This is a genomic window from Rhodococcus sp. UNC363MFTsu5.1 (assembly GCF_000686785.1).
In the GTDB taxonomy this organism is placed as follows: domain Bacteria; phylum Actinomycetota; class Actinomycetes; order Mycobacteriales; family Mycobacteriaceae; genus Rhodococcus_G; species Rhodococcus_G maanshanensis.
Genome location: NZ_JMLO01000005.1, coordinates 12,362 through 26,412, shown reverse-complemented (window position 1 = coordinate 26,412; position 14,051 = coordinate 12,362). Strand labels below are relative to the sequence as shown.

Below are 14,051 nucleotides of genomic sequence, written 5' to 3'. Positions count from 1 at the left end.
GAAGTGACTGAATTTTCCACAGTTCTCGTCGCCAACCGCGGCGAGATCGCGGTCCGCGTCATCCGCACCCTGCGTGCCATGGGCATCCGCTCGGTTGCGGTGTACAGCGAGGCGGACGCGGGCGCGCGACACGTGCGCGAGGCCGACACCGCGGTTCTGCTCGGCCCCGCGGCGGCGCGCGAGAGCTACCTCGACATCGCGAAGGTCGTCGACGCGGCGAAGCGGACCGGCGCCCAGGCGGTGCACCCCGGCTACGGATTCCTCTCCGAGAACGCGGCCTTCGCTGCCGCCCTCGAGGACGCCGGCATCGCCTTCCTCGGGCCCTCCGCCCGGGCCATCGAGGTGATGGGCGACAAGATCACCGCCAAGAACGCGGTGGCCGAGTTCGACGTCCCGGTGGTGCCCGGCATCGCAAGGCCAGGACTGACGGACGCCGAGCTGATCGCCGCGGCCGAGGACATCGGCTACCCGGTGCTCGTGAAGCCGTCCGCGGGCGGCGGCGGCAAGGGCATGCGCCTTGTCGAGGAGCCGGACAAGCTCGCCGACGCGCTGGCCAGCGCGCGCCGCGAGGCCGCCTCCGCCTTCGGCGACGACACCCTCTTCCTCGAGCGGTTCGTGCTGCGTCCCCGGCACATCGAGGTGCAGATCCTCGCCGACACCCACGGCAACGTCGTGCACCTCGGAGAGCGCGAGTGCAGCCTGCAGCGTCGTCACCAGAAGGTCATCGAGGAGGCGCCCTCGCCGCTGCTCGACGAGGTCACCCGCGCCCGGATCGGCGAGGCGGCCTGCAACACCGCGCGCAGCGTCGACTACACCGGCGCTGGAACGGTGGAGTTCATCGTCTCGGCGGACCGGCCCGACGAGTTCTTCTTCATGGAGATGAACACGCGACTGCAGGTGGAGCACCCGGTCACCGAGATGGTCACCGGGCTGGACCTGGTCGAGTGGCAGGTCCGGGTGGCCGCGGGTGAGAAGCTCGGCATCTCCCAGGGCGAGATCACCATGACCGGCCACGCGATCGAGGCCCGCGTCTACGCCGAGGACCCCGCCCGCGGCTTCCTGCCAACGGGCGGCCTCGTCCTCGACGTCGTGGAGCCGTCCGGTCCGGGGATCCGGATCGATTCGGGCCTGCGGGCGGGCACCGAGGTCGGCAGCGACTACGACCCCATGCTGTCGAAGGTGATCGCGCACGCCGCCGACCGTGCCGGGGCGCTGCGCAAGCTCGACCGGGCGCTCGCCGACACCGCAGTGCTCGGCGTGGTCACCAACATCGATTTCGCGCGATTCCTGCTGGCGGACGCCGATGTCGTCGCGGGCCGCCTCGACACCGGCCTGCTCGACCGCAGGCTCGAGGACTACGTCGCGGCCGACGCCTCGGACGCGCAGTTCATCGCGGCAGGCGCCTACCGGTGGCTGACGCGCTGGCCGCAGGGCGCCGAGGCCGACCTGTGGGCGCGGCCGACCGGCTGGCGCGTCGGCGCCCCTGCGCCGACCAGCATCCGGCTGGCCTCGCCCGCCCGCACCGACCACGTGCGGATCGTCGGCACGCCAGGCGACGCGACGGTGTCGATGGAGGACGGTGAAACACGCACGCTGACAGCATCGTTGGACGGTTCGACGCTGTCTGTCGCGGTGGACGGTCTGCGGGCGAGCTACCTGGTGGCCGCCCACGACGGACACATCTGGCTCTCGGGCACCGACGGGACCGCGGTCCTGCGCGAGGTTCGGGAGGTCAGCGTCCGCACGGGTGACGCGCACGCGGGGGAGGCCGAGATCACCAGCCCGATGCCGGGCGCCGTCATCGCGGTGGGCGTTGAGCACGGCGCGACCGTCACCGCGGGCACCGCGGTGGTCGTGGTCGAGGCGATGAAGATGGAGCACTCGCTGACCTCGCCCATCGACGGCACGGTCGAGCTGCTCGTCGCGGCGGGCGACCAGGTGAAGGTCGACCAGATCCTCGCTCGCGTGATCCCGCACGCACCCGAAACACCCGATAACTCAGGACAACCCGAACTCGCAGAGACGACCACGAAGGGCGCCGCGTCATGACCGATTACCTCTCCTCCGGATCGCTGCCCGACGAGTATCAGCAGCTCGCGAAGGCGGTCCGCGACTTCGCGCAGACCGTCGTCGCGCCGGTCGCCGCAGAGCACGACGCCAACCACACCTTCCCGTACGAGGTCGTCTCCGGGATGGCCGAGCTGGGCCTGTTCGGCCTGCCCTTCCCCGAGGAGTACGGCGGACAGGGCGGCGACTACTTCGCACTGTGCCTCGCTCTCGAGGAGCTCGGCAAGGTGGACCAGTCCGTGGCGATCACCCTGGAGGCAGGCGTCTCGCTCGGCGCGATGCCGATCTACCGCTTCGGAAACGAGGCGCAGAAGCAGGAGTGGCTGCCGCAGCTCACGAGTGGCAAGGCGTTGGCCGCGTTCGGCCTCACCGAGCCGGGAGCGGGCAGCGACGCGGGCGGCACCAGGACCACCGCGAAGCAAGACGGCGGCGACTGGATCATCAACGGCAACAAGCAGTTCATCACCAACTCGGGTACGGACATCACCCGGCTGGTCACCGTCACCGCGGTCACCGGTGAGAAGGAGAACGGCAAGAAGGAGATCTCCACCATCCTGGTGCCGACCTCCACACCGGGGTTCACCGCGGAGCCGGCGTACAACAAGGTCGGCTGGAACGCCTCCGACACCCACCCGCTGACCTTCCAGGATGTCCGGGTGCCGCAGGAGAACCTGCTGGGCGAGCGCGGACGCGGCTACGCGAACTTCCTGCGCATCCTCGACGAGGGCCGGATCGCGATCGCGGCGCTGAGCGTCGGTGCGGCGCAGGGCTGCGTGGACGAATCGGTCAAGTACGCCAAGGAGCGCGAGGCGTTCGGCAAGCCGATCGGCGCCAACCAGGCCATCGCCTTCAAGATCGCGCGGATGGAGGTGCGCGCCCACGTCGCCCGCACCGCGTACTACGACGCGGCCGCACTCATGCTGGCGGGCAAGCCCTTCAAGAAGCAGGCCTCCATCGCCAAGCTGATCGCCAGCGAGGCCGCGATGGACAACGCCAGGGACGCCACCCAGATCTTCGGCGGCTACGGCTTCATGAACGAGTACCCGGTCGCCCGCCACTACCGGGACAGCAAGATCCTCGAGATCGGCGAGGGGACCACCGAGGTGCAGCTGATGCTGATCGCGCGCGAGGCCGGGCTGTGAGCGAGCCGGACCGCAAGCGGGTCGTGCAGCGCGGGCTCTGGTTCGAGGAGTTCGAGACCGACGTCGTCTACGAGCACCGCCCCGGGCGAACCATCACCGAGGCGGACAACGTCCTGTTCACCACGCTGACGATGAACACCCAGGCGTTGCACCTGGACGCCGCCTTCAGCGAGCAGTTGCCGCCGTTCAACCAGCGGCTGGTGAACTCGATGTTCACGCTGTCCACCCTGGTCGGTCTCTCGGTCGCCCAGCTCACCCAGGGGACGATCGTCGCCAACCTCGGGTTCTCCGAGATCTCGTTCCCCAAGCCGCTCTTCCACGGTGACACCATGTACGCCGAGACGGTGATCACCGACAAGCGGGAGTCGAAGAGCAGGCCGGGCGAGGGCATCATCACCCTGGCACACACCGCACGGAACCAGCACGGCGACGTGGTGGCGACGGCGGTGCGCAAGACGTTGGTCCGAAAGAGGCCGTCATGACCGCGAATTCCGGTCACACCCCGGGCCCCGCCGCGTGGGCACCGCCCGGCCCGGCCTGGCTGTTCTGCCCTGCGGACCGGCCGGAGCGCTATGCGAAGGCCGCGGCCGCCGCGGATGTCGTCATCCTCGACCTCGAGGACGGCGTCGCCCCCGCGGACAAGGCGGCGGCCCGTCGCGCGCTGATCGACACCCCGCTCGACCCCGAGCGCACCGTGGTGCGGATCAACGCCGCAGGCACCGAGGATCAGGCGCTCGACCTGGAGGCACTGCTGCAGACCCGCTACCCCAGGGTGATGCTGCCCAAGTGCGAGTCGGCGGAACAGGTGCGCTCGCTCGCCCCGCGCGAGGTGATCGCCCTCATCGAGTCCCCGCTCGGCGCCCTGACGGTTGCCGAGTCCGCACAGGTCGCGAACGCGATCGGGGTGATGTGGGGCGCGGAGGACCTGGTCGCGGCACTCGGCGGGAACGCCAGCCGCCACACCGACGGCTCCTATCGCGATGTGGCCAGGCACGTGCGCTCCGGATCGCTGCTCGCGGCCAAGGCGCACGGCCGGTTCGCGCTGGACTCGGTCTACCTCGACATCAAGGACCTCGATGGCCTGCGCGCCGAATCCCTCGACGCGGTCGCGGTCGGGTTCGACGCCAAGGTGGCGATCCATCCGAGCCAGGTCGCCGTGATCCGGGCCGCCTACGAACCCAGCGCGGAGGACCTCGCCTGGGCGCGCAGGGTGCTCGCCGCGGTATCCGAGGAGCGCGGGGTCTTCGCCTTCGAGGGGAAGATGGTGGACGCGCCGGTGCTTCGGCACGCGGAGGCGATCGTCCGCAGGAGTGAATCGTTGTGAACAGTTCGGTCGCCGAGAAATCCGAAGGCACTGAGAAATCTGAAGGGAACAGCAAGCTGATGTCCGAGTCCACTGTCATCGTCGCCGGAGCCCGCACCCCGATGGGGCGGCTCCTCGGTTCGCTGAAGGGCTTCTCCGGGTCCGATCTCGGTGGCATCGCCATCAAGGGCGCGCTGGAGAAGGCGGGCGTCGCGCCCGAGAGCGTCGAGTACGTGATCATGGGTCAGGTGCTGACGGCGGGCGCCGGTCAGATGCCTGCGCGGCAGGCCGCCGTGGCCGCCGGCATCCCGATGGACGTGCCCGCCCTGTCGATCAACAAGGTGTGCCTGTCGGGTATCGACGCGATCGCGCTGGCCGACCAGCTGATCCGTGCCGGGGAGTTCGACATCGTGGTCGCCGGCGGCCAGGAGTCGATGAGCCGCGCACCGCACATGCTGGAGAAGAGCCGCGAGGGCTTCAAGTACGGCGACGTGACCATGCGCGACCACATGGCCTACGACGGTCTGCACGACATCTTCACGGATCAGGCGATGGGGCTGCTGACCGAACAGGTCAACCAGCAGGAGGCCACCCACATCACCCGCGAGGAGCAGGACGCGTTCGCGGCGACCTCGCACCAGAACGCCGCGCGCGCATGGAAGAACGGCCTGTTCGACAACGAGGTCGTGCCGGTGGAGATCCCGCAGCGCAAGGGCGATCCCATCGTCTTCGCCGAGGACGAGGGCATCCGCGCCGACACCACCGTCGAGTCCCTGAGCACGCTGCGCCCGGCCTTCAGCAAGGACGGCACCATCACCGCAGGCTCGGCCTCGCCGATCTCCGACGGCGCCGCCGCAGTGGTCGTGATGAGCAAGGCGAAGGCGCAGGAGCTGGGCCTGAGCTGGATCGCCGAGATCGGCGCGCACGGCGTGGTGGCGGGCCCCGACTCGACGCTGCAGTCGCAGCCGGCCCGCGCGATCGCCAAGGCCTGTGCGAAGGAGGGCATCGCCCCGACCGATCTCGACCTCGTCGAGATCAACGAGGCCTTCGCGGCCGTCGGCATCGCGTCGACCCGCGAGCTCGGTCTCGACCCGGCCAAGGTCAACGTGAACGGCGGCGCGATCGCCGTCGGACATCCGCTCGGCATGTCCGGCGCGCGGATCGCCCTGCACCTGGCGCTGGAACTGCAGCGTCGCGGTGGCGGCGTCGGCGCGGCCGCGCTGTGCGGTGGCGGCGGTCAGGGTGACGCCCTGATCATCCGGGTCCCCGCGCAGTGACCGGACGGGTCGAGGGCATGCCGGAGGGCGACGGCCGGTTCGACGCCGGCCTCGCCGTCCGGCGTGAGGTGATGGGCGACGACTTCGTCGATCGCGCGCTGACCCGTGACCTCGGCACCGACAGCGAGGCGATCCAGCGGCACATCACCGAGACGGTGTGGGGTTCGGTCTGGACCCGCGACGGTCTGAGCCGGCGGGACCGCAGCCTGTTGAACCTGGGCATGCTGACGGCGCTGCGCGCGGAATCGGAGCTGCGCGGGCACGTCCGTGGGGCGCTCAGGAACGGCCTGAGTCGCGAGGAGATCACCGAGGTGATCATCCACACCAGCGGGTACTGCGGTGCGCCCGCCGCGCTCGCCGCTATGCGAGTGGTGCAGGAGGTCCTCACCGAGGACCTCGGGCCGAAAACAGACTGACTGAGAGGACGAACCGCATGGAATCGCCACAGCCGCAGTGGGAACCGACACGCGACGACGTGCGGAACGCCCGGATCACCGATTACGCCTCGTGGGTGGAGCGGGAGTACTCGGTGTCGGTGCCCGATTACCACTCGCTGTGGCGATGGTCGGTCGAACACCTCGACGACTTCTGGCGGTCGGTCTGGGACTACTTCGGGGTCCGGTCCGCGACGCCGGTCGGCGAGGTGCTCGCGCAGGACCGGATGCCGGGTGCGGTGTGGTTCCCGGGGATCCGGCTCAACTACGTGGACCAGGTGCTGCGCAACGAGCGTGCGGACCGGCCCGCCATCGTCTACTCCGGCGAGACGGCCGCCGAGGACGTCACGATGTCGTGGGCGGAGCTGCGCAGGCAGGTCGGCGCACTGGCCGCGACCCTGCGGTCGAGCGGGGTCGGCCCCGGCGACCGGGTGGTCGGCTACCTGCCGAACATCCCGGAGACCGTCGTGGCCTTCCTCGCGACGGCGAGCCTCGGCGCGATCTGGGCGGCCTGCGGACAGGACTACTCGGCACCGGCCGCGCTGGACCGACTCGGCCAGCTCGAACCGTCCGTCCTGATCACCGCGGACGGCTACCGCTTCGGCGGCAAGCAGCACGATCGCCACGAGTCCATCGCGGAACTGCGGGCCGGGATGCCGAGCCTGACGACGACCGTGCTCGTGCCGCGGCTCGCTGCGGCCGTTGACCTCGAGGGCGGTGGACCCGAGGGCGTGATGTCCTGGGCGGAGGCGACAGCGGGAGATGCGCCGCTCGAACCGGTGGACGTCGACTTCGACCATCCGCTGTGGGTGGTGTTCTCCTCGGGCACCACCGGTCTGCCGAAGGGGATCGTGCACGGGCACGGCGGCGTGATCCTCGAGCACCTGAAATCGGTTGCCCTGCAGATGGACATCGGGCCCGAGGACACCTTCTTCTGGTACACCAGCCCGAGCTGGATGATGTGGAACTTCCAGGTCGCCGGGCTGCTGGTCGGCGCCACCGTCGTCTGCTACGACGGCAACCCCGGCTACCCGGACGTCGATTCGCTGTGGGCGCTCACCGCGCGGCACCGGGCCACTGTGCTCGGCACCAGCCCGGGTTATGTGCTCGCCTGCGCGAAGGCGGGCGTGGTCCCGCGCCGTGACCACGATCTGAGCGCGTTGCGCACGGTCGGGATCACCGGGTCGACCCTGCCTGCGTCGTCCTCGCTGTGGATTGCCGAGAACGTCGGTGTGCCAGTGGCTTCCATCACGGGCGGCACGGACGTGGTCTCCGCGTTCATCGGTGGTGCGCCCACCGTCCCGGTCTGGCCGGGTGAACTGTCCACGCCCTTCCTCGGGGTCGCGCTCGAGGCCTACGACGAGGGCGGCGTGCCCATCCGTGGTGACGTGGGGGAACTGGTCATCACCAAGCCGATGCCGTCGATGCCGATCCGGTTCTGGAACGACCCCGACGGAAAGCGTTACCACGACGCGTATTTCGATGATTTCCCCGGAGTGTGGCGGCACGGCGACTGGATCACCATCACCGAGCGGGGGAGCGTGCTGATGCACGGCCGCTCGGACTCGACGCTCAACCGCAACGGGATCCGGATGGGTAGCGCCGACATCTACCAGGCCGTCGAACGCCTGCCCGAGATCACCGAGGCGCTCGTCATCGGGGCCGAGCAGCCGGACGGCGGGTATTGGATGCCGCTGTTCGTGGTGCTCGCGGACGGCGCCGTGCTCGATGGCGCGCTCGAGGACCGGATCAAGGCGACGATCCGCGAGCAGGCGTCGCCGCGGCACGTCCCCGACGAGATCATCGCGGCGCCCGGTGTCCCGCACACCCGCACCGGCAAGAAGCTGGAGGTGCCGATCAAGCGAATGTTCCAGGGCGCCGACGCGGACCGAATCCTCGACCGGAGCGCGATCGACGCCCCCGAGCTCATCGACTGGTACCTCCAGCAGAAGCGCTGACCCCGCGGCGGGTGTGCGGCCCGACCCGAGCGGGGAGACTGGGGGCATGGCCCCCGGTGGGTTTCTCGTGCGGACCGCGCTGGTCGCGGTGGCCGTGGTCGCCGCGCTGCTCGTCGCCCTGTGGCTGGGTCAGCGTCGGCTGATCTACCTCCCGGACGGCGCCGCGCCGGGTCCGGCGGAGCAGGTGACCGACCGCGCCGAGGACGTCTGGTTGACCACCTCCGACGGCCTCCGGCTCGGCGCGTGGTACGTGCCGCCCACCGCCGCCGATCGCGGCGTGACCGTTCTCGTCGCCAACGGCAATGCCGGGAACAGGGCAGATCGTGCGCAGCTGGCCCGCGCGTTGGCCGGGGCCGGGTTCGCGACGCTGCTCTTCGACTACCGCGGGTACGGGGGCAACCCCGGGAGTCCCAGCGAAGAGGGCCTGGCCCTCGATGTCCGGGCCGCCCGCAGCTACCTCGTCGACGAGAGGGCGGTGCCGCCGGGGCGGCTGCTGTATCTCGGCGAGAGCCTGGGGACGGGCGTCGTGGCGGAGCTCGCGACGGAGCACCGCCCGGCCGGCCTGATGTTGCGCTCGCCGTTCGTCGACCTGGCCACCCTCGGTCAGCGGCACTACCCGTTTCTGCCGGTCAGGCTCCTGTTGTGGGACAGCTTCCCGGTGGCGGAGTCCGTCGCGCGGATCGATGCGCCGACGACCGTCGTCTACGGCACCGCCGACACCATCGTCCCTCCCGACCACAGTGAGCGGGTCGCCGAATGCGCCGGGGGGCCCGTCGTGCGGGTCGCCGTGCCGGGGGCCGGGCACAACGACGCCGAGCTGGTCGGCGGTGCAGAGGTGGTCGGGGCCCTCGTCGACCTGGCCCGGCGGGCGGTCGGGCCGTGACGCGCCCGATCTGGTGACCGCGGAGCGGGAACCGGGCTGGACGGAATTCGTCGCAGGGTGCAACGAAAATCCCCGTTCCACCGAAATTGCGTCGCGCATTCCCATACGCTCCTGCCAACTCGCTGCCTACCTCGAAGGACGCACTGTGAAACTGAAGAGACTCGCCCCCGTTCTCGCCTCGCTCGCCGCAGTCAGCCTCGTCGCGGCCGGTTGTAGCGGCGACAGCGAAGCGGAATCGACGGAAGGCGCCGCGACCGGTCAGCCGATCAAGGTGGGGCAGATCATTCCCATCGAATCCGCAGGTCTGTCCGTCGCCACCCAGGCCGCGGGCCTGACCGCCTCCATCGACGCGCTGAACTCGCGCGGCGGTGTCGGCGGCCGCCCGCTCGAGCTGATCCAGTGCGACTCGACGGGTGATCCCAACAAGGAAGTCGACTGCGCCAACAAGATGGTCTCGGAGGGGGTTGTCGCCACCCTCGCGGACTTCACGCCCACCTCCGCGGAATCGGTGTCGCAGATCCTCCAGACCGCCGGGATCCCGCGTATCGGCCTGAACCCGATGAACATCGCCGACTTCACCGCACCCAACGTGTTCACCCCGTTCTCCGGCTCGCTGCTCACGCTGTACGGGCTCGTTGACACCCTGGTGGCCGAGGGCAAGACGAAGCTCTCGCTGATGCGCCCCGACGTCCCGGTCGCGGCGATGCTCATCCAGCTGCTCGGACCCGCGGTGCAGGCCAAGGGCGCGGAGATCGTGAACGAGGTCGCGGTCGGTGCCGGTGCCACCGACTACACCCAGTTCGTCGTCGCGGCCGAACGCAACGACGCGCAGGGCGTGATCATGGCCCTGACCGCCAACGAGTCCAACCAGATCGCCGAGTCCTTCGACCAGCTCGGGTCCAAGCTGAGCTACGGCAACGCCGCCACCTCGTTCACGCAGGCGGACCTGCAGAACCTGGGCGCCTTCGCCACCAGCGCGGTGTACACCAGCCCGGTCCCGGCGCCGTCGTCGAGCACCGAGGACTTCCCCGGACTCGAGCCGTTCCTCGCGGACATGGAGGCCTCCGACGAGCAAGGACTCGAGCGCGAGAACCTCACGGGCACGGAACTGTTCTCGTGGCTCTCGGTGCTCGCCTTCAGCCAGGTGGCCGAGGGGCTCGGTTCCTCCGTCAACCCCAACACCGTGATGCAGGGTTTCGAGAACGCCAAGGATCTGGACATGAAGGGCCTGGTTCCGAACTGGACTCCGGGCGCGGTGCAGCCGTTCGGGATCTTCCAGCGGGTGTCGAACTCGATGATGTACCGGATGAAGTTCGACGGTGACACGGTGGTCACCGATCCCAAGCAGTACGACCTGCGCGGTCAGTAGCACGACCGGCGCGGTCCCTGCGGTGACGCGGGGACCGCGCCCGAGTCCACGGAGAGAGTCCAATGACTGAATTCCTGCAGTTCGCCATCCTCGGCCTCGGCGCGGGCTCGGCGTACGCATTGTTGGCGCACGGCGTGGTGTTGGTCTACCGCGGATCCGGGGTCGTCAACTTCGCCCAGGGCGCCATCGCGATGGTCGCCGCCTATGTGTGCCTGGAAACGCTGAAGGGCGAGTACGACTGGTCGCTTCCGGTGGCCTTCGCGGTCGCCGTGCTGGTGGCCGGACTCATCGGGCTGCTGTTCCAGGTGCTGGTGCTGCGGTGGCTGACGAACGCCGCACCGATCGTCCGGCTGGCCGCCACACTTGGCCTGCTCGTCATCCTGCAGGCGGGCGTGCAGCAGTACTACGGAACGAAATCCATTCGCGTGCGGGCATATCTGCCGAACGACGCCTACCACTGGGGTGACGTCGTGGTGCAGCAGGATCGGCTCATCCTGCTGGGTATCGCGGTCGGTATGACCGCGGTGCTCTGGGGGCTGACGCGATACACCCGGGTCGGCCTGGCGATCACCGCGGCGGCCGAGAACGAACGGGCCACGGCCGCGCTCGGGTGGTCACCCCAGCGATTGGCCGCACTGACCTGGACCGTCGGCGGTGCGCTTGCTGGTACGGCCGGAATCCTGGTGGCTCCGCTCACCGGACTCACCCCCACCGCCTTCATCATCATCGTCACGGTGTCCGCGTTGGCCGCCGCCCTGCTCGGCGGGTTCAAGTCGTTCCCGCTGACCCTGCTGGGTGGGCTGCTCCTCGGCGTGGGCGAGAGCCTGGTCGTGCTGTACCAGGATCGCATCCGCGACCTGCTGGGGTTGGAGACGCTGACGGGCATCAACCGCGCGGTGCCGTTCCTGGTCATCCTCGTGGTGCTCGTCGTACGCGGGAAGGGGCTGCCGCTGCGCAGCCACATCTCGGAGCGGATGCCGCGGCTGGGTTCGGGCCAGATCCATTGGCGCACACTGGCCGTGGTGGCCGGAACGCTCGCGGTCGTGGTCATCGCCTTCAGCGGCGACTGGCTGCGCTCGCTGACGCTGACCCTCGCGGCGGCGGTGTTCCTGCTGTCGGTGGTCGTGCTGACCGGCTTCGCAGGCCAACTCTCACTCGCCCAGTACACCGTCGGCGGACTCGGCGCCCTGTTCACCGCGCGGCTGGTCGGTCAGGCCGGCTGGCCGCTCATCCCGGCCGCGGTCGTCGGTGTCGGGTCGGTGATCGCGATCGGCGTCGTCTTCGCGCTACCCGCGCTGCGCACCCGCGGGGTGAACCTCGCGGTGGTCACCCTCGGGCTCGGGTTCACGATCCAGGAGATGGTCTTCAACAACCCGACCTTCACCGGCGACAAGATCGACGGGGCGGTGCGGATCCGGGAGCTGAGCCTGTTCGGATTCGAGGTGACGGCGACCGAGTACCCGGAGCGGTGGGCCCTGCTGTGCCTGGTGGTGCTCGTGCTGTGCGGGCTGATGGTGGCGAACCTGCGGCGGTCTCGGACCGGCAGGCGGCTGATCGCGGTCCGCACCAACGAGCGCGCGGCCGCGTCCCTCGGCATCAGCGTGTTCGCGGTGAAGATCTACGCGTTCGCGCTCGCGGCTGGGCTGGCTGGCGTCGGTGGCATCCTGCTCGGCCTGCGCAACACGGCGGTCACCTACCTGGAGTTCAACGTGTTCGCGTCGATCAACGCCGTGGTGCAGGCGGTGACCGGCGGACTCGGATTCGTCATCGGTGGCGTCATCGGGGCGTTGATGGCCCCCGGCGCCCTCTTCAGCCGATTGGTGGAGAGCAGCTCCGCCACCGGCGCCATCTCGACGTTGATCGGCGGGATCGTGCTCATCGTGATCCTGCTGACCAATCAGAACGGCATCGCCGACATGGCCTCCCGGGTCGTTGCGGCGATCAGGAGGCAGCCCTGGATGCGGGCGCTGCCGACGCGCAAGCCCGTTCGGGCACCCGAGCTCTCGGCCGAAACGACCTTGGGCACCGCTACGCCGACGCCGCTCTCCGTGCGGGGCCTGACCGTGCGGTTCGGCGGGGTCACGGCCGTCGACGGGGTAGACCTCGCGGTGGAACCGGGTCAGGTGGTCGGCCTGATCGGACCGAACGGCGCGGGCAAGACGACGGTGATCGACGCGATCACCGGATTCGTCAGCCCAGCGGCGGGGCAGGTGACGCTGGGTGAGCAGGACATCACCGGATGGTCGACCGCGAAACGGTCGAAGGGTGGACTGCGGCGCTCCTTCCAGTCCCTCGAACTGTTCGAGGACATCACCGTCGCCGAGAACATCCACGCGGGCGCCGACGAATCGACGTGGCGCACCTGGCTGACGGACCTGATCCGACCGGGGCACCATCCGCTCTCGCCGAGCGCGTCCACCGCGGTGCGCGACTTCGAGCTGGAGGGGGATCTGGGCTCGCTGCCCGGTGAACTGTCGTACGGCAGGCGGCGGTTGGTCGGTATCGCCAGGGCGGTCGCGTCCGGGCCGTCGGTTGTGCTGCTCGACGAGCCGGCCGCGGGGCTGGACGATGCGGAGAGCCGCGAGCTCGCCTTGTGCATCAGGCAGTTGGCGGTCGAGCGCAACGCCGCCGTGCTGCTGGTCGAACACGACATGGGTCTGGTGATGTCCACCTGCGATCGGATCGTGGTGCTCGAGGCGGGCCGGGTGATCGCGGCGGGTACGCCGGACGAGATCGCCGCCAGCCCGGCGGTCCGCGACGCCTATCTGGGTACCGAGGACGAGACGACGGAGGCAGCGCGATGACCATCACTCAGGAAAAGGCGATGCCGTCCACCGCGGTGCTCGAGTGCCAGGGCCTGAGCGCCGGGTACGGCGGGACCGTCGTGTGCCGCGGCCTCGACATCACCGTGCGTTCGGGGGAGGTGGTGGCGCTCATCGGGGCCAACGGCGCAGGCAAGTCCACCACCATGCTGACGGTGGCGGGCGAGCTGGCGCCGATCTCGGGCCGGGTGTCCGTGCTCGGCTCCGACAAGCGGGCCTCGCTCGCCACCCTGGCGAAGCGCGGCCTGAGCTACGTCACCGAGGAGCGGTCGGTGATCATGGGGCTGACGACCGCGGACAACCTGCGATTGGCTGGCGTCAGCGCCGAGGCCGCATGCGCGGTGTTCCCGGAGCTGCGCGCGCTGCTCGGGCGTCCGGCCGGGCTGTTGTCCGGCGGTGAGCAGCAGATGCTCACCCTGGCAAGGGCGCTGGTCAGGAACCCGAAGCTGCTCCTGGCGGACGAGCTGTCCCTCGGGCTGGCGCCGCAGATCGTGGCGCGACTCCTCGATGTGGTGCGGGCGGCCGCGGACACCAAGAACCTCGGCGTGCTCCTGGTTGAGCAGCACGTTCGCCAGGTCCTGCGGGTCGCGGATCGGGTGTACGTGATGCGCCGCGGTCAGGTGATGCTGGAGGGGACGGCAGCCGAGATCGGCGCGGACCTCGACGCCGTGCAGCGTGCCTACCTCTCGTCGGGCGAGCAGGGGGAGAGCGGGTAACAAGCAATTCGGTCAACTCTTGTACCCTTGGTCGGTCATCCGTCCTGGTCAGCGCGGGGCGTGACCCAAAAGGAGCGAGG

The 14,051-nt window shown here is 69.8% G+C and carries 11 protein-coding genes; all 11 read left to right on the top strand.

The window, feature by feature from the left end; translation table 11 throughout:
- The first annotated feature begins 3 nt into the window (after window positions 1-3).
- The 11 genes from BR31_RS27935 (at window position 4) to BR31_RS0108310 (ending at window position 13,971) form a co-directional block, all read left to right on the top strand.
- Window positions 4-2,049, top strand: a complete 2,046-nt coding sequence (locus tag BR31_RS27935) for an acetyl/propionyl/methylcrotonyl-CoA carboxylase subunit alpha (RefSeq protein ID WP_051637090.1) — start codon at window positions 4-6, stop codon at window positions 2,047-2,049.
- Entirely contained in the window at window positions 2,046-3,209 is a 1,164-nt protein-coding gene (locus BR31_RS0108355; RefSeq protein WP_027500559.1) for an acyl-CoA dehydrogenase family protein, read from the top strand. The genes BR31_RS27935 and BR31_RS0108355 overlap by 4 nt, the downstream gene beginning before the upstream one ends.
- Window positions 3,206-3,691, top strand: coding sequence for a MaoC family dehydratase (locus BR31_RS0108350; protein ID WP_027500558.1), 486 nt, complete (start codon window positions 3,206-3,208; stop codon window positions 3,689-3,691). Before BR31_RS0108355 ends, BR31_RS0108350 begins: the two co-directional genes overlap by 4 nt.
- Window positions 3,688-4,533 carry an HpcH/HpaI aldolase/citrate lyase family protein gene (locus BR31_RS0108345; protein WP_051637089.1) on the top strand — a complete coding sequence of 282 codons (846 nt, stop codon included), beginning with the start codon at window positions 3,688-3,690 and terminating at the stop codon, window positions 4,531-4,533. Before BR31_RS0108350 ends, BR31_RS0108345 begins: the two co-directional genes overlap by 4 nt.
- Before the next feature lie 59 nt (window positions 4,534-4,592).
- Window positions 4,593-5,789 carry an acetyl-CoA C-acetyltransferase gene (locus BR31_RS0108340; RefSeq protein ID WP_027500556.1) on the top strand — a complete coding sequence of 399 codons (1,197 nt, stop codon included), beginning with the start codon at window positions 4,593-4,595 and terminating at the stop codon, window positions 5,787-5,789.
- A gap of 17 nt (window positions 5,790-5,806) precedes the next feature.
- On the top strand, window positions 5,807-6,205 hold the full coding sequence (locus BR31_RS0108335; RefSeq protein ID WP_027500555.1) for a carboxymuconolactone decarboxylase family protein: 399 nt from the start codon (window positions 5,807-5,809) through the stop codon (window positions 6,203-6,205).
- 17 nt (window positions 6,206-6,222) lie between these two features.
- Entirely contained in the window at window positions 6,223-8,181 is a 1,959-nt protein-coding gene (locus tag BR31_RS0108330) for an acetoacetate--CoA ligase (protein WP_027500554.1), read from the top strand.
- Window positions 8,182-8,227: 46 nt separating this feature from the next.
- On the top strand, window positions 8,228-9,064 hold the full coding sequence (locus BR31_RS0108325; RefSeq protein WP_037176034.1) for an alpha/beta hydrolase: 837 nt from the start codon (window positions 8,228-8,230) through the stop codon (window positions 9,062-9,064).
- A 145-nt stretch (window positions 9,065-9,209) separates the two neighbouring features.
- Complete coding sequence (locus tag BR31_RS0108320) at window positions 9,210-10,433, top strand: ABC transporter substrate-binding protein (protein WP_027500552.1); 1,224 nt, start codon at window positions 9,210-9,212, stop codon at window positions 10,431-10,433.
- 62 nt (window positions 10,434-10,495) lie between these two features.
- Window positions 10,496-13,237 carry a branched-chain amino acid ABC transporter permease/ATP-binding protein gene (locus tag BR31_RS27930; protein ID WP_037176032.1) on the top strand — a complete coding sequence of 914 codons (2,742 nt, stop codon included), beginning with the start codon at window positions 10,496-10,498 and terminating at the stop codon, window positions 13,235-13,237.
- On the top strand, window positions 13,234-13,971 hold the full coding sequence (locus tag BR31_RS0108310; protein ID WP_231496417.1) for an ABC transporter ATP-binding protein: 738 nt from the start codon (window positions 13,234-13,236) through the stop codon (window positions 13,969-13,971). The genes BR31_RS27930 and BR31_RS0108310 overlap by 4 nt, the downstream gene beginning before the upstream one ends.
- Window positions 13,972-14,051 lie beyond the last annotated feature (80 nt).

Excerpts from the sequence above, each read along its gene's own strand:
- BR31_RS0108355 (WP_027500559.1), top strand. The coding sequence starts at position 2,046 with ATGACCGATTACCTCTCCTCCGGATCGCTGCCCGACGAGTATCAGCAG.
- BR31_RS0108345 (WP_051637089.1), top strand. The coding sequence starts at position 3,688 with ATGACCGCGAATTCCGGTCACACCCCGGGCCCCGCCGCGTGGGCACCG.
- BR31_RS0108340 (WP_027500556.1), top strand. The coding sequence starts at position 4,593 with ATGTCCGAGTCCACTGTCATCGTCGCCGGAGCCCGCACCCCGATGGGG.
- BR31_RS0108335 (WP_027500555.1), top strand. The coding sequence starts at position 5,807 with ATGCCGGAGGGCGACGGCCGGTTCGACGCCGGCCTCGCCGTCCGGCGT.
- BR31_RS0108330 (WP_027500554.1), top strand. The coding sequence starts at position 6,223 with ATGGAATCGCCACAGCCGCAGTGGGAACCGACACGCGACGACGTGCGG.
- BR31_RS0108325 (WP_037176034.1), top strand. The coding sequence starts at position 8,228 with ATGGCCCCCGGTGGGTTTCTCGTGCGGACCGCGCTGGTCGCGGTGGCC.
- BR31_RS27930 (WP_037176032.1), top strand. The coding sequence starts at position 10,496 with ATGACTGAATTCCTGCAGTTCGCCATCCTCGGCCTCGGCGCGGGCTCG.
- BR31_RS0108310 (WP_231496417.1), top strand. The coding sequence starts at position 13,234 with ATGACCATCACTCAGGAAAAGGCGATGCCGTCCACCGCGGTGCTCGAG.